At 42.4% G+C, this 16,610-nt stretch carries 18 protein-coding genes; 10 read left to right on the forward strand and 8 right to left on the reverse strand.

Annotated elements, in window-relative coordinates:
• Positions 1 to 133: 133 nt before the first annotated feature.
• Both tatA and AC5JL8_RS22410 read right to left on the reverse strand, forming a co-directional pair.
• Positions 134 to 304 (reverse strand): twin-arginine translocase TatA/TatE family subunit, encoded by a 171-nt coding sequence (gene tatA, locus AC5JL8_RS22405; RefSeq protein WP_495881892.1) that lies wholly within the window; start codon positions 302 to 304, stop codon positions 134 to 136.
• Between the two features lie 40 nt (positions 305 to 344).
• A complete protein-coding gene (locus AC5JL8_RS22410; protein WP_495881893.1) occupies positions 345 to 1,745 on the reverse strand; it encodes a serine/threonine protein kinase in 1,401 nt (466 codons plus the stop codon).
• 101 nt (positions 1,746 to 1,846) lie between these two features.
• Here AC5JL8_RS22410 and cbiT point away from each other — a divergent pair, with 101 nt between their 5' ends.
• Both cbiT and AC5JL8_RS22420 read left to right on the forward strand, forming a co-directional pair.
• Positions 1,847 to 2,449, forward strand: coding sequence for a precorrin-6Y C5,15-methyltransferase subunit CbiT (gene cbiT, locus AC5JL8_RS22415; protein ID WP_495881894.1), 603 nt, complete (start codon positions 1,847 to 1,849; stop codon positions 2,447 to 2,449).
• 329 nt (positions 2,450 to 2,778) lie between these two features.
• Positions 2,779 to 3,669 carry a phosphatidate cytidylyltransferase gene (locus AC5JL8_RS22420; protein WP_495881923.1) on the forward strand — a complete coding sequence of 297 codons (891 nt, stop codon included), beginning with the start codon at positions 2,779 to 2,781 and terminating at the stop codon, positions 3,667 to 3,669.
• A 400-nt stretch (positions 3,670 to 4,069) separates the two neighbouring features.
• Here the strand turns inward: AC5JL8_RS22420 and AC5JL8_RS22425 are convergent, their stop codons facing one another.
• Positions 4,070 to 4,783 carry an LmeA family phospholipid-binding protein gene (locus tag AC5JL8_RS22425; protein ID WP_495881895.1) on the reverse strand — a complete coding sequence of 238 codons (714 nt, stop codon included), beginning with the start codon at positions 4,781 to 4,783 and terminating at the stop codon, positions 4,070 to 4,072.
• Between the two features lie 137 nt (positions 4,784 to 4,920).
• On the opposite strand from AC5JL8_RS22425, the gene AC5JL8_RS22430 reads away from it, so the two are divergent.
• Positions 4,921 to 5,736 (forward strand): pseudouridine synthase, encoded by an 816-nt coding sequence (locus AC5JL8_RS22430; RefSeq protein WP_495881896.1) that lies wholly within the window; start codon positions 4,921 to 4,923, stop codon positions 5,734 to 5,736.
• Positions 5,711 to 6,526 carry a helix-turn-helix domain-containing protein gene (locus AC5JL8_RS22435; protein WP_495881897.1) on the forward strand — a complete coding sequence of 272 codons (816 nt, stop codon included), beginning with the start codon at positions 5,711 to 5,713 and terminating at the stop codon, positions 6,524 to 6,526. Before AC5JL8_RS22430 ends, AC5JL8_RS22435 begins: the two co-directional genes overlap by 26 nt.
• A gap of 68 nt (positions 6,527 to 6,594) precedes the next feature.
• Here the strand turns inward: AC5JL8_RS22435 and malQ are convergent, their stop codons facing one another.
• On the reverse strand, positions 6,595 to 8,103 hold the full coding sequence (gene malQ, locus AC5JL8_RS22440) for a 4-alpha-glucanotransferase (protein WP_495881898.1): 1,509 nt from the start codon (positions 8,101 to 8,103) through the stop codon (positions 6,595 to 6,597).
• Between the two features lie 148 nt (positions 8,104 to 8,251).
• Here malQ and AC5JL8_RS22445 point away from each other — a divergent pair, with 148 nt between their 5' ends.
• From AC5JL8_RS22445 to AC5JL8_RS22455, 3 genes are all read left to right on the forward strand, one after another.
• Positions 8,252 to 8,683, forward strand: a complete 432-nt coding sequence (locus tag AC5JL8_RS22445; protein ID WP_495881899.1) for an NUDIX domain-containing protein — start codon at positions 8,252 to 8,254, stop codon at positions 8,681 to 8,683.
• A 109-nt stretch (positions 8,684 to 8,792) separates the two neighbouring features.
• Positions 8,793 to 10,040: a Rid family detoxifying hydrolase gene (locus AC5JL8_RS22450; RefSeq protein ID WP_495881924.1), complete on the forward strand. Its 1,248-nt coding sequence runs from the start codon at positions 8,793 to 8,795 to the stop codon at positions 10,038 to 10,040.
• A 153-nt stretch (positions 10,041 to 10,193) separates the two neighbouring features.
• Positions 10,194 to 10,475 carry a ribbon-helix-helix domain-containing protein gene (locus AC5JL8_RS22455; RefSeq protein WP_495881900.1) on the forward strand — a complete coding sequence of 94 codons (282 nt, stop codon included), beginning with the start codon at positions 10,194 to 10,196 and terminating at the stop codon, positions 10,473 to 10,475.
• A 318-nt stretch (positions 10,476 to 10,793) separates the two neighbouring features.
• On the opposite strand, the gene AC5JL8_RS22460 is transcribed toward AC5JL8_RS22455, so the two are convergent.
• Complete coding sequence (locus AC5JL8_RS22460) at positions 10,794 to 11,840, reverse strand: N-acetyltransferase DgcN family protein (protein WP_495881901.1); 1,047 nt, start codon at positions 11,838 to 11,840, stop codon at positions 10,794 to 10,796.
• Complete coding sequence (locus AC5JL8_RS22465) at positions 11,824 to 12,876, reverse strand: dipeptide epimerase (RefSeq protein WP_495881902.1); 1,053 nt, start codon at positions 12,874 to 12,876, stop codon at positions 11,824 to 11,826. Before AC5JL8_RS22465 ends, AC5JL8_RS22460 begins: the two co-directional genes overlap by 17 nt.
• Positions 12,877 to 13,016: 140 nt before the next feature.
• Here AC5JL8_RS22465 and AC5JL8_RS22470 point away from each other — a divergent pair, with 140 nt between their 5' ends.
• Entirely contained in the window at positions 13,017 to 13,574 is a 558-nt protein-coding gene (locus AC5JL8_RS22470; protein WP_495881903.1) for an NUDIX hydrolase, read from the forward strand.
• A gap of 200 nt (positions 13,575 to 13,774) precedes the next feature.
• Here the strand turns inward: AC5JL8_RS22470 and AC5JL8_RS22475 are convergent, their stop codons facing one another.
• Positions 13,775 to 14,698, reverse strand: a complete 924-nt coding sequence (locus tag AC5JL8_RS22475; protein ID WP_495881904.1) for a nucleoside hydrolase — start codon at positions 14,696 to 14,698, stop codon at positions 13,775 to 13,777.
• 17 nt (positions 14,699 to 14,715) lie between these two features.
• On the opposite strand from AC5JL8_RS22475, the gene AC5JL8_RS22480 reads away from it, so the two are divergent.
• Both AC5JL8_RS22480 and AC5JL8_RS22485 read left to right on the forward strand, forming a co-directional pair.
• Positions 14,716 to 15,147: a nucleoside deaminase gene (locus AC5JL8_RS22480; RefSeq protein ID WP_495881905.1), complete on the forward strand. Its 432-nt coding sequence runs from the start codon at positions 14,716 to 14,718 to the stop codon at positions 15,145 to 15,147.
• A 9-nt stretch (positions 15,148 to 15,156) separates the two neighbouring features.
• On the forward strand, positions 15,157 to 15,447 hold the full coding sequence (locus tag AC5JL8_RS22485) for a hypothetical protein (RefSeq protein ID WP_495881906.1): 291 nt from the start codon (positions 15,157 to 15,159) through the stop codon (positions 15,445 to 15,447).
• Between the two features lie 61 nt (positions 15,448 to 15,508).
• Here AC5JL8_RS22485 and rbsK read toward each other — a convergent pair whose 3' ends face one another.
• Positions 15,509 to 16,432 (reverse strand): ribokinase, encoded by a 924-nt coding sequence (gene rbsK / locus AC5JL8_RS22490; protein WP_495881907.1) that lies wholly within the window; start codon positions 16,430 to 16,432, stop codon positions 15,509 to 15,511.
• Positions 16,433 to 16,610: the final 178 nt, after the last annotated feature.

Below are 16,610 nucleotides of genomic sequence, written 5' to 3' on the forward strand. Positions count from 1 at the left end.
GAAAATACTCATTCCTTCTGGCTCCTAGCTTGAAAGAGTGCTGAGTTAAGAATAAGAATTTCTCACCTTGTCCCGTTATTCCCTTGTCGCCAGTCCCCAGCCCCCAGTCCCCATTTTCAAGACAAGTTAAATATTATTTTTCGTGTTCCGAATTAGTTTCTTCACTGGGAGTTTTTAGTTCCTCTTTAAAGCCTCGTAGAGTTTTACCCAGTGCATTCCCTAGTTCAGGAATTTTTTTCGGGCCGAAAATTACAATAGCGACTATGGCAATAACAGCAACTTCTGGCCATCCCAGTCCAAACATACATTTCTCCTGTAAACCATACTTAAATTAACTATAGACATTAAGAGGCTTTCTCTCCTTTTATTTCTAGACCTAGCCAATCGCTTAATTCATAAGCTAGCCATTCCAGTTCCGCTTCCGATTTAATAGCGCCACCACTCCCACCAACCTGATATTTTTGCACTCCTGCCCATATATCTAATTGGGCTGGCACCTGAGACCGATTCCCTTCAGAGTCTTTGGTAAAGTATGGTGGAGTGTAAACGAGCTTAGTAATATTGTGTCTGGACGATGAACGAGGGCGATGGAATTTCAATCCCAATATCTCGTAAGTTAAAGCAATTTGCCGCTGATCGAGGCGTAGTCGGATGCGTCCCCACACACTAAATAAAAAGTTATACATCATGAAACAACCAGCACCCCAAAAAGGCAGAGAGAACAAAGCAAAGGGGAGGTTGATGGGAAAAGGCGCAGAGAGAGCGCCAATTGTCCAAAATAGGATAAATGAATTCCAGGCGATCGCAAACAAACCTGTGAACACTATCGATGGATGAAAACCAACTGGCGGAACAATGATTTCTAGAGCATCGGAGTTTTTAGTTAGTTGAATTTTACTACCAGCTGGTTTACCAATAGTTAAAGCTGTAGTATGCAACTGCGGTTTATCTAAAGCCTTGAGTGCTTGAGCAGCAGAACTTAAACGGCGTTCTAGATTAGGTTCAATCAGCGATCGCAACCAATGACTGAAGCCGGGGTTAAGATTAGCTGCTGACTCAAACTGAATGCGAAAATCCTTTTGAGGTAAATCCGCTGGATGTATACCTGTTACCAAATAAATTAATGTCGCACCTAAACTATAAAGGTCAGAGGCGGGAACGGTACGTCCACCGAATTGCTCTGGTGGCATATAACCATATGTTCCAACTACCGTCCGAGTTGCACCTTCCGTAGCCAAGACAGTCTGCACCGAACCGAAATCTACCAGATAAACTTGACCGACGCTATTGCCAGAACGATCGCCTAACAAAATATTGCTAGGCTTAATATCACGGTGAATTACAGGTGGATGTAGCCCATGCAGGTAACAAAGAATTTCTAAAAGTGCTTTGGCTATCTGTTTGACTTCCGCTTCTGTAAAAAGATGCCCAGCTTTTAAGTATTGTTCTAGAGTTTGGGCTGAGATATAAGTTTGTACTAGGGCAAATCCTTTGATAGCAGGAGAATTTACCTCAAAATAGTCTAAATATTTGGGAATAAAGGGATGTGATAAAGATTTTAACGTTTCGGCTTCCCGCTCAAATAGCTTGAGATCATCCCATTCAAAGTCACCGCCAAAACTAAGTAACTTGATTACGACGAGTTCTTGAGTTAGCAAGTCACGGGCTAATAGCGTTCTTCGTCCTGCTTTTTTTCCTAAGTGCTGCTGCACTTCGTAGCGATCGCCTAATATTTCTTTAGTCATGATAATTACTGTTAACGCTACATTTAAAGCTTTGATCGCCTAGCTATGGCTGATCGTATGAGGAAAGCTGATAAATATCTTTAGTATAATTATGTAACTCTATGCCCTCCCAACTTTGGCCTTACACTACCCCTGGTATTCCCGATGAATTGTTCGAGCACTTACCAGGAATTCCTCTGAGCCAACGAGAAGTTAGGCTATTACTAATTTGTCAACTACGACTTCAACCCGATTCCGTGTTGTGGGATATTGGTGCAGGGACAGGTACAATTCCTGTAGAGGTAGGACTGCTGTGCCCAGGCGGACAGATAATCGCTGTGGAACGGGATGAAGAAGTAGCCAACCTCATCCGGCGCAACTGCGATCGCTTTGAAGTGAAAAATGTCGAAGTCATTGAAGGTAGCGCCCCAGATTGTTTACATGAAATCAAGGTTGCTCCTCACCGAGTTTGCATTGAGGGAGGACGGCCCATCCAAGAAATATTACAAGCCGCGTGGCATTATCTACCACCAACGGGTAGAGTTGTGGCTACAGCAACTAATTTAGAAAGTTTGTATGCTATTTCCCAAAGCTTTGCTCAATTAAGAGCAAGGAATATCGAAGTCGTCCAATCTGCGGTCAACCGCTTAGAGATGCGCGGTTTTTCTCAAACCTTTGCAGCTGTAGATCCCATTTTTATCCTTAGTGGTGAGAAACTAGACTAAATCTATAAATTTTGCACTACGGACTAGGGGCTGGAAGGGGGACAAGGAGGATAAGGGGACAAGGGGGCAAGGGGACTGTGGGACAAGGAAGGGGCTGGGCAATTTACTTAATCCCCAATGCCCAATCCCCAATGCCCAATCCCCAATGCCCAATCCCCCATGACGGCAGTTGCTACCCTGCGGGAAGCCGCTTTGCGTCTACAAGCCGGGGAACCCTTTCGGCAGTTCCTCCTGGGGGAAACCCCCTGCGTACCCGTCGCTGCCTCACCAACGCACTGCCTCCCCCATACCCCATGCCCTATGCCCAATACCTAATCCAAAATACTTCTATGCCTTGGTCTCGGATTATTAGTGGAATTGTTGCGATCGCCCTTGCTCTGTTTGCGACCCTTTTGGGTGGCTGGTATTTTACTATTATGATTGCGATTGTTGTCTTTTTGGGACAACAGGAATATTTTAATTTGGTGCGAGCTAGAGCTATAGCACCTGCTGCTAAAACCACCATGGTTGTCAGCCAAGCCTTATTGGTGATTTGTACGCTTGATGGCACATTAGCTGATGCTGTGATGCCAATAGCTGGCACATTTATTTGTTTTTACCTACTGTTTCAACCAAAAATGGCCACGATTGCGGATGTTTCCGCTTCAATCATGGGGCTATTTTATGTAGGTTATTTATCGAGTTTCTGGGTGCGGTTGCGATCGCTCGGTAGTCAAGCTATTAGCAATCTACCTTTGGGAGGTTATTGGCCTACAGGCTGGACAGATATCCTCGATCAAAGCAACCTCACCTATCTACCACAAGGTTTGACAGCGACAGTACTAACTTTTCTGTGCATTTGGGCAGCTGACATCGGCGCTTATATTATTGGCAGATTTTTCGGGAAAACTCGTCTTTCTGAGATTAGCCCGAAAAAAACTGTTGAAGGTGCCGTTTTTGGCATTAGTGCTAGTGTTGCTGTGGGTTTAGCAGGAGCGTATTATCTTCATTTGCCTAGATCCCTTTATACTGGCGCAACACTGGGTTTACTCATTGGTATTGCTAGCCTTTTAGGAGACCTTACCGAGTCTATGCTCAAACGAGATGCTGGTGTCAAGGATTCAGGACAGTTGATCCCCGGACACGGTGGCATTTTAGATCGCACAGATAGTTATATTTTTACTGCTCCCCTGGTCTACTATTTCGTGACACTTTTGTTACCTCTGCTCGCAGATAAGTGAATCAGGGGTACATATAAATATGTGCGAATAGTTTATAGGAGTTATTGGTGGAGCGTAATACAAATTGCAGCATTAGGGAAGGAAAAGCTAGGAGAAAATGGCAAGGATAAATCTCTTTTTCTTGTATCTTTTCTCTCAAGCTTAAGTTTGTCTAACTGATCCCATTAAAATCGCTGTCAATTTCCTTAGCGGACTGATTGACTTTAGTGTTACTTTTGGGAGTATTCACTCATCTTTATTGTAACAATCAGAAATAATTAGATAGGAATCTATCGATATAGCAACGATGGTAAATTACTGCGTTGCTGCTACAAATTTTCCCTTCTAACTGGAAACAGATGGTGCGAAAAACTTAATTAAAAATAAAGAATCATCATTGTTAATTTTTAATTTTTAATTCTCAAGGGTTAACGTTAATCCGCCCACGACATACTAGCTTACCTGGGATCAAGGTCAGTTCTTGAATATCCACCTCTGGGCCAAGATCCAGATTGTACTCAGGATAACTTTCTATTAGTTCTGCGATGTCGTATTTAATTTGAATAGGTGCCAGTTGTAGCTCATGGCCACTAATTAAGGTTAAGCCCATACTAACCTCCAAGAGCGTAGATTTACTTAGAGATGTTAGAATTCCACGCAGTATAATTTGGTTATTGCCAAGGATAATTTTTTCCCAAACAATTGACTTGGTTTTTCCCCAGTGTTCTGGTAAAAGTTTAACCAGTAGATCATTCAAAGCAGTCGATAATAACTCAGATGAAAGGGAATAATTGAGATCCGTCTCCTCGACGATTAACTCACCATTCACTGGTACTGTTTCTAACAGCCGCAGTGGTTGCCCTTTGATTATTGACCCGACGTTAATCTGAATTTTTTCTGCAACTAGTTGAATTTGTCCTAGATGGAGACCTTGATAAACAGCATGATCGGCAAAGACAGACACGAAGGGTATTCTTCCAGAAAGAAGTTGGCGATCGCTCGCCCTAATTTCGACTTCGATTTGCGATACTTGACTAACTTGTGCTCTCAACCATAGCTTTACAGCTGTTTTGAGCATATTAGTAATTACCCGGATTTTACCAGTAGTCTTGGCCTCTGAGTTTTGCTCTGACATCTTGCTTTTTTGTTAATGGGTATATACTCAACAAGTGGCTAAAGTTAAATAAGCCCTAAATGTAATATTTATGGCTATTAACTCCAAAATGCAAATAATATGATTTAAATGTTAGTGAAAAAATAAGCAATTTCCACATGGAGGCACGGTTACAAAAAATTCTAGCTCAATGGGGTATAGCCTCACGACGCGAAGCCGAAGAGATGATTAGGCGATCGCGTGTGCGGATAAATGGAGTATTGGCAGAATTAGGTCAAAAAGTTGACCCCCAAAGAGACACGATCACAATCGATGGCAAACCCGTAGTTAATAAGCAGCGTCCGGCTTTAATATACCTGTTGCTGCACAAACCTCCTGGAGTCGTTTCCACTTGCTACGACCCTCAGGGAAGAACAACTGTATTGGATTTACTACCAAAAGAATTACGAGAAGGTTCAGGTATTCATCCAGTTGGGCGTTTAGATACAGAATCGACAGGGGCATTAATACTTACCAACGATGGTGACCTGACATTTGGGCTAACCCACCCACGCCACAGTGTTCCTAAGACTTATCACGTATTAGTCAAAGGACATCCCCCCGAAGCAATACTGCAAATGTGGCGTCAAGGTGTGATCTTAGAAGGAAGAAAAACACGACCAGCCGAGGTGCGCCTGATAGAAAGTTCTGCTGCACACAGCAGCTTAGAAATTGTTTTACAAGAGGGACGCAATCGCCAGATTCGCCGTATAGCTCAACAGTTGGGTTACCCAGTAATCAAGCTGCATCGGACTGCTATAGGACTGATTCAATTACAAATACCAAAAAAGCCTTGTTTAAAAGAGGGTAACTATCGTTTCCTCGAAGATGATGAAATTCGCTTTTTGCAACAGCAAATAAAGCACATTGCTATTCAAGATACAGGTGAGTTAAGGAGTGTAACCAAGCATGAGATGGTTCAGTACGAAGGATAATCAGGAGCCAGCAGTTTCGCTAGAGCAACAACAGGCCGAAAAGTTGACAGAAATTGGCGCTCAACTTTGGGCATCGCGTCAAGAAAAAGGCCTGTCTTTAGAAGAAGTTGTTGTAATGACAAAGATTTCTAAGCGGCTGTTACAGGCGATTGAAGAAGGTAATTTAAATGATCTGCCAGAACCGGTTTATATTCAGGGCTTAATCAGACAATTTGCTGATGCACTGGGTTTTAATGGAACGGAATTTGCCAGCAATTTTCCTATTGGTGGTTATCAGCGCGTCAACATTGAGACTGCTAAGAAACCGATACCAATTCCCCAATTCCGTCCTCTTCATCTTTACGTAGTTTATATAGTTCTGATTGTCAGTGCTGTCAGCGGCTTGTCTCAGCTAATGGACAATTATGGCTTGCAAGCAAATAATAGCGAAACCAAGCCAACCCTAGATAAAGAGTCAGTTCCCCTAGCAGAGTTAACCAAATTACAGCAATCATCACAGTCTAAAACCGCCGTCAATGCTCTCAACACCACTCAAGATGTTCAGCCAGTGCAGATTGGCGTCACATTGAAGGCATCATCGTGGATTCGTGTAGTAGCAGATGGCAAAACAGAGTTTGAAGGGACTTTGCCACAAGGTACACATCGCACTTGGAAAGCCCAAGAGCAACTAACAGTGAAAACTGATAATGCTGGCGGTGTACTGATGAGTGTCAATCAGCAAGAAGCCAAGCAAATGGGAGAATTAGGAAAAGTTGAAGAAGTCAAAATTGCTGCTAAACCCAGGTTTTAAAGAGTGCTGAGTCTTAAGTTCTAAGTGCTGATTGCTCACAGTTACACTCAGCACTCAGAACCGATGGCTCAGGACTCTATAGGAACGCGTCCATATAATTTAGTGAGAATTCTCAGCCTCTCAATTAATTCCTTGGTCAAAGCTTCCTCAGAGTAGCGCCACTCCCAGTTACCTTCAGCAATGCTGGGAAAATTCATTCGCGCTTCGGCTCCCAATCCTAAAACATCTTGCAAAGGAATAATCGCCTGATTAGCTATAGAACTTAAAGCTAGTCGAATTACATCCCAGTGGATGCCTTCGGAACTGAAACAACCTAAATAAAGCAACAAGTCGCGCTTTTCTTGTTCATTAGCTGTCTCAAACCAACCAATGGTTGTGTTATTGTCGTGGGTTCCGGTGTAAACTACAGCGTTTCGTGGATAATTAAAAGGTAAAAATGGATTGCCAGGATCAGAACCAAATGCAAAATGCAAAACTTTCATTCCCGGAAATTCAAACTTATCGCGCAGTGCTTCTACCTCTGGCGTGATTACTCCCAAATCTTCAGCCAATACAGGTAGCTTGCCCAACTTTTGTTTAACTGCTTCAAAAAAAGCTTCTCCAGGCGCTTTCACCCATTCGCCATTAATGGCAGTTTCTTCACCTTGGGGTACAGCCCAAAAAGCTTCAAATCCGCGGAAGTGGTCAATGCGAATAATGTCTACATAATCTAACATCGCCTCAAAGCGCAGTAACCACCACTTGAAGTCTTGTTTTTGTAATTCCTTCCAGTCATAAACTGGGTTACCCCACAATTGACCCGTAGCGCTAAAGTAATCTGGTGGAACACCAGCCATTTGTGCGGCTTCTCCTGTCTCTTCATCTAGGCAAAAGATATCAGGATTTGCCCAAACGTCGGCACTATCATGAGCTACATAAATTGGAATATCCCCAATAATCTCTATGCCGCGCATATTAGCGTAGGTTTTAAGTTCTGACCATTGCTGGAAAAACGCGTATTGGACGAACTTATAATAAAAAATTTCTGTAGTTAGCTGCCGTTGCGCTTGATCTAATGCTTCAGGTTTACGCTTGGCTAGTTCTGGTTTCCAAGTATGCCAGCTAGCATTATCTTGGCTATCTTTTAGCGCCATAAATAAGGCATAATCATCTAGCCAATAAGCTTTACTATCACAAAAACCTGCAAATGCTTTCTGCTGGAAAGATGTTGCCTTGGTTTTAAAGTTCTCGCAGGCTTTTTTCAGTAACTCAATTTTTATTGGTGCAACCTGCTCAAAATCTACTTTATCTGTTGGAAATGTTGGTAAGTTTGCGAAGTCTTCTTCAGCCAAAAAACCATCATTTAGGAGTTTTTCCGGGCTAATCAACAGCGGATTTCCTGCCATTGCTGAGTAGGACATATATGGCGAGTTGCCATACCCAGTAGGGCCTAAAGGTAAAACTTGCCAATATCGTTGGTAGGTGTCTTTGAGAAAATCAATAAAGTGATAAGCTTCTAAGCCTAAATCCCCAATACCAAATCGGCTGGGAAAAGAAGTAGGATGCAGCAAAATGCCGCTGGATCTTGGAAAAGGCATATTTTACCTGATTTATGTAGGAGGAAGCGATGCCATCGAATTTATCACGGCAGAGTATGCTTTAATAGCTGCCGTTAGGCGGGTCTGTACAGAAAGTAATAAATCACTAAGAAAACTAATATTTACTACTTAATACTTAATACTGCATATGACTTACCGAAATCCCGCGCCGACAGTAGATATCATCATTGAACTGGTGGATCGGCCTCATCTACCAATAGTGTTAATTGAAAGACATAATCCGCCCTTAGGTTGGGCTATCCCCGGTGGTTTTGTAGATTACGGGGAAGCGGTGGAAGTAGCGGCGCGACGCGAAGCTGAGGAAGAAACGGGTTTGCAGGTTGAGTTAGTTGAACAATTGCTGGTGTATTCTGATCCCAGCCGCGATCCGCGTCAGCACACAATTAGTATTGTGTTTTTGGCAACGGCGAAAGGGGAACCGAAAGCGGGTGATGATGCCAAGAATATCGGGATTTTTGAGTCTTGGTGTGTGCCAGATAATTTATGTTTTGACCACAATCGCATTCTGCGGGATTATTGGCGATATCGGCATTATGGGATACGTCCCTTGTTGGGTTAGGGTAACGAACCGCAAAGGACGCAGAGGGCGCAAAGTAAGAGAAGAGAAGAATACCTGTGACACAAAATTATCGAGACTATACTGTGTCAATGGTATTTAAAGGTGCATGATGGACGCTGAGGAACTTTTAAAAAAATACGCACAAGGTCAACGGAAATTTGAGAAAGAAAATCTTAGAGGAGTCAACCTCAAAGGCGCAAATCTAAGTGGGATAGATCTAACAAGTGCAGATTTGACAGGAGCGAATTTGAATGATGCTAACCTAAGTAAGGGATTGCTTCATGGCACTAACCTTACTAGGGCATCCTTGACAGGCACAAATTTGAGTGGGTTGGTGGAAAGTTCTCATTTAAATTTGAGTTGGGCAGATTTGACTAGTGCTGATTTGAGTGGATCAACCATCAATAGCTCTAAATTCAGTAATGCCAGCCTGGATAATGCCAATCTGAGTGATACCAATTTAAACTCTAGCAATCTAACTGAAGCCTCATTAAGAGAAGCAAATCTTGTTAGAGCTAACCTGAGTGGTACTAATTTCAGTGGGGCTAACTTATTTAGATCTGATTTGAGTCAAGCAAACCTCAACAGTGTGATATTGAAAGATGCTAATCTCCAGGGAGCGAAAATTCGGGGTGTTAATTTAACTCAACAAAATTTATCTGGTATAAATCTAGCTGAGGCTGATCTGGGTGCGGCAAACCTGAGAGGTACAAATTTCAGGAAAGCTTGTTTACAAGGAACAAATTTAGAGAGAGCAGATTTACAACAAGCGGATTTGATGAAAGCAAATCTAAGTGGAGCAACCTTAAAGAAGGCTGATTTGACCTCTTCTCATGTCTACGGAGCTAATCTTCAAGATGCTGACCTAACTGGTGCGATAATGCCTGATGGAGAAATATATAAGCCGATCGCCTCTGAAGTGAAAATCGGCAAACAGCAAGCATCGTTAGAGACAGTAGTATCTATGACTCGTAAAGTAATTCATACTGATAATGCACCCGAACCAGTAGGGCCATATAATCAAGCGATCGCAGCTTCTGGCCAAATGTTATTTGTGGCTGGACAAATTGCGATCGATCCCCGGCTTGGTGATGTTGTCTACACTGATGATGTTAAAAAGCAAACTGAGCAGGTAATAGCTAATTTGGAAGCTATCTTGGCAGCAGCCGGTGCAACTTTCCAAGATGTGGTTAAAACCACTGTATTTCTGGCTGATATGAATGATTTTGCCGCCGTGAATGCGGTTTATGCTAAATATTTTCCTGAAGACACAGCGCCAGCACGTGCTTGCGTTGAGGTATCGCGTTTACCTAAGAATGTGTTGGTAGAGATTGATTGCATCGCGGTGATACCTTGAGAACGAAATTTGAGATAGTAGGGGTTTGAGGTTGTAGCAAAGAATATTTTGGGAGGTTGAGCAGTTCTCATATCTATGCCCTCAACTCCTTATGCCTTTTCTAGAATTTAGTAGTATCTGGGTAAAGCGGATTTCTAAGTTTAAGGATAAATCATGAATATTAAACTCAAACCCGAACACGAGCAATTTATCCAAGCCCAAATTGCCACTGGCAGATTTACAAATGCAGATGAAGTAATTGATATAGCATTTCAACTGCTAGAAAAATTAAATTCTGACTATGTTCAATGGGTAGAAGATACCCAGCAAAAAGTTGATGTTGCAATTGCAGAAATTGAACGTGGAGAAGGTTTGGATGGTGAAACTGTGGCGACGCAAATACTCGAAAGATTCCAAAAAGCTCGTGAGGCTGAGAGGATGTTTGAAAAGTATTAAAAAAATCTATTAAGCGAGTCTTCTCAGCATTAACCCTCAAATGGTTAAAATTACAAGGGTCAAAGAGATTAAAATTTAGGGCTTGCCCACAATTTTGGGAAAAAATTTTTGCGCCTTAAGCCCTAAATACGTTGTTTTTCTTTGCGCCTTTGCGCCTTTGCGTGAGATTATCCTCTTGACAAATCTCAAACAGCAACGAATGAAACGGCCCTGCCCTTAGAAAAGGGGGCTTAATTCCCTCCTTTTTAAGGAGGGTTAGGGAGGATCAACTCTTATCTGAATCGTATTCATTTATAGAGTTTTGGGCAACAATAAAACCTAATTCTTCATTACTGCATCAAGCAGTATCCCTGCACCAAAGCGAACTGCATCAGTACATGGTAGCCCAGTTTCTGCTGTTGTTTGTGCGATCGCCTCTTTAGCCGCAGAATCATCTAAATGAGCAGTATTTAAAGCTATAGCAACTACAGGTACTCGTGCAAAAGCACCTCCTGCACTAGCGACAGATTCATAAAGCCGAATTACTTCTGGTAAAGGGGGAATCGGTACATGAGGATTATTGCGGTTATGAGTTTGCCCCTCCCGATGTACTAGTATTAGTTGGGTTGGTTGTGAACCACGGATTAGGGGTAGCGTTGCTGTAGAACCAGGATGTAACAGTGAACCTTGTCCTTCAATATGCAAGATGTCATAGTTTTTGCCATAACGCACTAGCATCTGTTCCACAGCACCAGCAGCAAAGTCTACCCTTACTGCATCCAATGCTATGCCATCCCCTTCTAACATCACACCAGTTTGACCTGTAGCCAAGAACTTAGAACGCCAACCCCTGAGTCGTGATGCCCAATGCATCTCTAGGCTAGTCGACATTTTGCCAATTGCCATGTCCGTTCCCACAGTCAACACCCGCCGACAAGGAAGAGTTCGCGCCAAACCACTAGCAACACCTAAATTCGGCGGTTCTTTGCGTACATCCCAAATTATTTGTCCTGGTTTGAGGAGTGCATTTAACTCTGGGATGCTTGCCAATGGTGTATGCAAACCGTTAACCAACGACATTCCACCTTCTAGGGCGGTTTTGATTTCCGGCCAATAGTCATCTGGCACAACACCGCCTTTTGGGGCAATGCCGATTACTAAAACTTCAGGCTTGTATTCCAAGGCCGCGGCTACCGATGCCACAATTGGAACATTACGTTTGATACCTGTTAATTCTGGCAAGGATTTGCCAGCACATTCTCGGTCAATTACGGCAACTATTGGAGCTTCACTGTAGCGTAAAATTGACAGCCCTGTTTTGCCCTGAGTTCCAGTGGTTCCCTCATGCAGCAGGATGGCTATTCGTTGATTAAGTGGCAGACGCACTGTATTGTACCCCCAAACCAGGTAAATCATTGGGTAAAACTTTCCCCTCTTGAATCAATGCACCTGTAAATGGGTCATCGATTAAGTTGAGGTGACTGTCTAAATCTAAATAATCAGCTAGTGGCGCTAGTTGTGCCGCTGCTGTATTGGCTAGCGAACTATCAGAATAGCAACCGAACATTACTTGCAACCCATAGGCTCGCGCTGTATGTACCATTCGCATTGCCTCTGTTAAGCCTCCTGATTTCATGACTTTGATGTTAATGCCGTCCACATAGTTTGTTAATTGGGGAATATCTGCACTGGTGAAGCAACTTTCATCGACAAATATAGGCAGGGGTGTATGCTCCTTTAGCTGGGTTAAAATTTTTTCCTGTCCCCGTGGCAGCGGCTGTTCTACATACTTTATACCTAAATCAGCTAGCCAATTACACATCTCAATAGCGTGTTCTAAACTCCAACCACCGTTAGCATCAACAAATAATTCTAGATGTGGTGCTTCCTCTTTTACGGCTAATAACATTTTACGGTCTGCTTCTATACCATCCGGGCTACCTAACTTCACCTTAAACAGGCGAACATCGGTAAATTGTAACCAGTCTCGCGCCCTAGCCCTCGCCCCTTCTGGGGAATTAATGCCAATTGTCACTGAAGTTGGCACTATGGCATTACGATCTAACCCCCAGATTTGCCATAGCGGTAGTCCTACACGCTTACCTAGCCAGTCGTGCATTGCCATATCCAGTGCAGCTCTAACTGAGGAAGGAACCTGCGCTGTTTTTAACTCTTGTTCAATTTGCTGCCGCTGTAAAGGGCTAAAAACTTGCAGTCGAGGTGCAACTTGTTGCAAAGCATCCTTGATTTGCTCAGTTGCTTGCGAATAATTGCCTACCCCAAATGGTGATGCTTCCCCCCAGCCTTCAATCCCATCTTGGGAAATACTTACCCACACATTTGTTGTTTGTGCCGTTGTGCCCCGACTAATTTTTAAAGGGAATCGCTTGTTAACTGTAAATATTTTGACATCTATTTGCATAATATATGTGCTTGATTGCTTAGGCAAACAACACAGTTTAAGTTTAATTTTTAGATGCTCTTATACATCTGTTATACTTTTTTACATTCAAGTTTATTACCAAAGTTTTATACATATTGTCGTCAGATTTTACTGCATCTATGAAAAAGTTAGAGAAATGGAAAATCCGTAAATCAGTAATGGTTTTAAATCATCACTGGTGTCAGGTAAGGCAAGATGAAATCGAATTACCGAATGGAAAACTTATAGATGATTATTTTGTTAATATTAAACCGGATGTAGCTTTAATTTTACCTATAACTACTAATCAAGAAATTATTTTTGTACGTCAATATAGACACGCAGTCGGTGAATTTTTCATAGAATTACCGGCTGGTAGTTTTGACCCACATCAAGAGAGTGCTGAAGTAGCAGCAGTTAGAGAATTGGTAGAAGAAACTGGTTATGTTGCTCAACAAGTGAAAAAAATTGCCACACTTTACGATAAGCCGAGTAAAGATACCAATCAAATACATTTATTTTTAGCCGAAAATGTAATTAAAGTAGAAGAACAACAGCTAGATATCACAGAAGAAATTGAAGTATTATTAATTCCTGTAGAATCAGTTTTAGATAAAATTGCTCAGGGTGAAATCTCTGTAGCAGGTAGCGTTGCTGCTCTTTTTTTAGGATTAAATTTCCTGAAAGTTAACAAGTAATATCATGTTCAGCCGATCACTTATAAAACATCATTGCGAGTGCAACGAAGTGAAACGAAGCAATCACAAAAATTTTGTGATTGCTTCCCTTCGGTCGCAATGACAGTTATTTAAACGGACATGATATAATTTGTAAAAATTGATAACCTTAGATCCCCGACTTCTTAAAGAAGTCGGGGATCTTGTTATTCACGAAAAACTCAACGTGCCCATTGCTGCAAAATATAAGCGTAAAACGCCTCTTTATCTACCTTGTCCATCGCATAAATCTTTCGACCACTAGGCACTACTTTAGTACGCCCTTGACTAAGACCAGTAGTAATAATTTCTGTTTCCCACTCGCGTAGTTGATAAAATTCCGGGTGTCCAAGATAAGCCGTCGCCAGCACATCCCAACAATAATAATCTTGGGGAATAACTAGTGCATAGCATTGCCCTGCTAAATCAGAAACAGGATAGTGGCGTTGTCGCCCCATTTTGTAAACTATCTCCGATGTCACTGGCACATTATTAGTTAAATCTAAAGGACACATAATGATTTCAATTTGGGTTTGCCACACTCGCGCTGCTGAAACGGCATCCCAATAAACATTCCATTCAGCAGAACCATCTTGTCCAGGTTCCCAATTTTTTTCTACATTACCTGGGACATTTAAAGCACCTCCCATCCAGACTATCTTTTGAATTTTTGCTTCAATGTCCGGTGCTTTATCTAAGGCCACTGCTACTGTCGTCAACGGCCCGGTTACCATCAAAGTTACTGGTGCAGTAGCCTCACGCAGAACCCTGACCATAAAATCTTGGCCTGTTTGGGCAACTAAGGGAGTATTAACAGTTTCGCTTTGATTGAGAATTGGTAAATGGTCAACGATAAAAGAATCACGGCGATAAAGATAGGGAAAAGGGTTGATACCGCGCGCCGTGCTTTCGGCAACCGGGATATGAGAGAATCCCATCAAATCTAAGATTTTACGTGTAGCACTAGCTGCTGGTTGGATATAGCAATCAGCTGGAGTCACGACAACGCCGAGGAGTTCAACATGATCCATCGTCAACAGCAGCATAGTTGCCAAATAATCATCTATACCGCCATCGTGATCCATTAATACGAGTTGTTTTGACATACAAGGAGAATTAAACAATGGATGAATTTATGCAAGCTGCTATTCAAGAAGCAAAACAAGGCAGACAAGAAGGTGGAATTCCCATTGGTTCGGTTCTTGTCAAGGATGGCAAAATTCTCGGCAAAGGACACAACAAGCGTGTACAAGATGGCGATCCTGTCACCCACGCCGAAATTGATTGTCTCCGCAACGCTGGCAGAGTCGGGAACTACAGAGGTACAACACTCTACTCAACCTTAATGCCTTGTTACTTATGCGCTGGGGCAGTAGTGCAATTTGGCATTAAAAAAGTTATTGCCGGAGAGTCTAAAACTTTTCCTGGTGCTAAAGAATTTATGATATCTCACGGCGTGGAAGTAATTGATCTAAGTCTTGATGAATGCGAAAAAATGATGAGTGAATTTATTGAAACTAATCCAGAACTGTGGAATGAGGATATCGGCAAGTAGGCATGGGGCATGGGGCATAGGGCATTGGTTATTTTTTTCCTTCATCCCCTTTGCCTGGAAATATTAGCGTGCTATGTTAACGCATCGCAATGCAATGCGATTGTATCGAGTGACAATGCGATTGTATTGGGTAACAATGCGATTGTATCGAGTGACAATGCGATTGTATCGAGTGACAATGCGATTGTATCGAGTGACAATGCGATTGTATCGGGTGACAATGCGATTGTATTGGGTGACAATGCGATTGTATCTGATTACATTTTTTGCCTTTGGCTTGAAAGAGCCATTTTTCATTGACCATTTGTCAATAAGGCAATAAGCAAAAGTTAATAGTCTCCTCTATGTCCTTTGCGGTTCATTAAAAACCCCTTTCCTTTAGAAACGCATCAAACGTCAACCTATCAGGCAAAGAAGTTTGCGCCCCTGGTTTCGTTGCGGCTAAAGCACCCGCTGCTGCACCCCAAACAACTGCTTGATGCAGAGAAAGTCCTTCATAAAGTGCCGCTGCCAAACCGCCATTAAAGGCATCGCCAGCGGCTACTGTATCAACGGCATTAACTGAAAATGCAGGGACAAAAAAAGTTTCCTCATTTGTGGCACAGAAAACGCCCTTAGTACCAAGTTTGGCGATCGCACATTTCACACCCTTTTGTAATAAAATTGCTGCTGCTTTTGCTGCCGACTCTTCGCCATCTACAGCAAAACCTACTAATTGCCCTGCTTCAACTTCATTCGGTGTAATGATATCTACCAACGGGTAAAGTTCATCTGGGATATCAGATTGTGCGGGTGCTGGGTCGAGAATAACTTTTACTCCTGCTTTTCGTGCCGCTTTAGCAGCAGCCACCACAGCAGAAAGGGGAATTTCAAATTGTAAAAGCAGTGTTGAAGCTCTCCCTAATAAAGGAGACAATCTTTCTACATCTTCATTATTCACACGCCCATTAGCGCCAGGAATAACAATAATTTGGTTGCCGCCATTATCATCTACAGCGATAATGGCAACTCCAGAACTAACAGCTTCATCCACAACAATATTGTCAGTCTGGACACCAGATGTTTGCAAATTGTTAATCAATTCTGTACCAAAATTATCTGCCCCTACACGCCCTATCATTTGAGTAGGAATTCCCAATCGTGTTAAGGCAACCGCTTGATTTGCGCCTTTGCCTCCCGGTACTTGAAAAAAATCATGCCCTAACAGTGTTTCTCCCGTAATTGGCAACCGAGGTGTTGTTGCTACTAAGTCTATATTGATGCTGCCAAAGACAATAATACTCATGATGGCAATTTTTGCTGAGTTTAATACTACAAGAGGCGATCGCAAGGCTCCAAACAACCAAGCTTTTTTATACTTCTAGATCTGATTTTAAGCTAGTACTCTTCCCTACAAATATTTATTGTGTATTAACTATAGATTTCTATTTCGCAATAGTTCTTAGCAAAATTTAAGTGTTATT

The sequence above is a fragment of the Mojavia sp. genome (assembly GCF_059505145.1).

Bases quoted from the DNA above. Each gene is read 5' to 3' on its own strand.
- tatA (WP_495881892.1), bottom strand. From the start codon at position 304: ATGTTTGGACTGGGATGGCCAGAAGTTGCTGTTATTGCCATAGTCGCT.
- AC5JL8_RS22410 (WP_495881893.1), bottom strand. From the start codon at position 1,745: ATGACTAAAGAAATATTAGGCGATCGCTACGAAGTGCAGCAGCACTTA.
- cbiT (WP_495881894.1), top strand. From the start codon at position 1,847: ATGCCCTCCCAACTTTGGCCTTACACTACCCCTGGTATTCCCGATGAA.
- AC5JL8_RS22420 (WP_495881923.1), top strand. From the start codon at position 2,779: ATGCCTTGGTCTCGGATTATTAGTGGAATTGTTGCGATCGCCCTTGCT.
- AC5JL8_RS22425 (WP_495881895.1), bottom strand. From the start codon at position 4,783: ATGTCAGAGCAAAACTCAGAGGCCAAGACTACTGGTAAAATCCGGGTA.
- AC5JL8_RS22430 (WP_495881896.1), top strand. From the start codon at position 4,921: ATGGAGGCACGGTTACAAAAAATTCTAGCTCAATGGGGTATAGCCTCA.
- AC5JL8_RS22435 (WP_495881897.1), top strand. From the start codon at position 5,711: ATGAGATGGTTCAGTACGAAGGATAATCAGGAGCCAGCAGTTTCGCTA.
- malQ (WP_495881898.1), bottom strand. From the start codon at position 8,103: ATGCCTTTTCCAAGATCCAGCGGCATTTTGCTGCATCCTACTTCTTTT.
- AC5JL8_RS22445 (WP_495881899.1), top strand. From the start codon at position 8,252: ATGACTTACCGAAATCCCGCGCCGACAGTAGATATCATCATTGAACTG.
- AC5JL8_RS22450 (WP_495881924.1), top strand. From the start codon at position 8,793: ATGGACGCTGAGGAACTTTTAAAAAAATACGCACAAGGTCAACGGAAA.
- AC5JL8_RS22455 (WP_495881900.1), top strand. From the start codon at position 10,194: ATGAATATTAAACTCAAACCCGAACACGAGCAATTTATCCAAGCCCAA.
- AC5JL8_RS22465 (WP_495881902.1), bottom strand. From the start codon at position 12,876: ATGCAAATAGATGTCAAAATATTTACAGTTAACAAGCGATTCCCTTTA.
- AC5JL8_RS22470 (WP_495881903.1), top strand. From the start codon at position 13,017: ATGAAAAAGTTAGAGAAATGGAAAATCCGTAAATCAGTAATGGTTTTA.
- AC5JL8_RS22475 (WP_495881904.1), bottom strand. From the start codon at position 14,698: ATGTCAAAACAACTCGTATTAATGGATCACGATGGCGGTATAGATGAT.
- AC5JL8_RS22480 (WP_495881905.1), top strand. From the start codon at position 14,716: ATGGATGAATTTATGCAAGCTGCTATTCAAGAAGCAAAACAAGGCAGA.
- AC5JL8_RS22485 (WP_495881906.1), top strand. From the start codon at position 15,157: ATGGGGCATAGGGCATTGGTTATTTTTTTCCTTCATCCCCTTTGCCTG.
- rbsK (WP_495881907.1), bottom strand. From the start codon at position 16,432: ATGAGTATTATTGTCTTTGGCAGCATCAATATAGACTTAGTAGCAACA.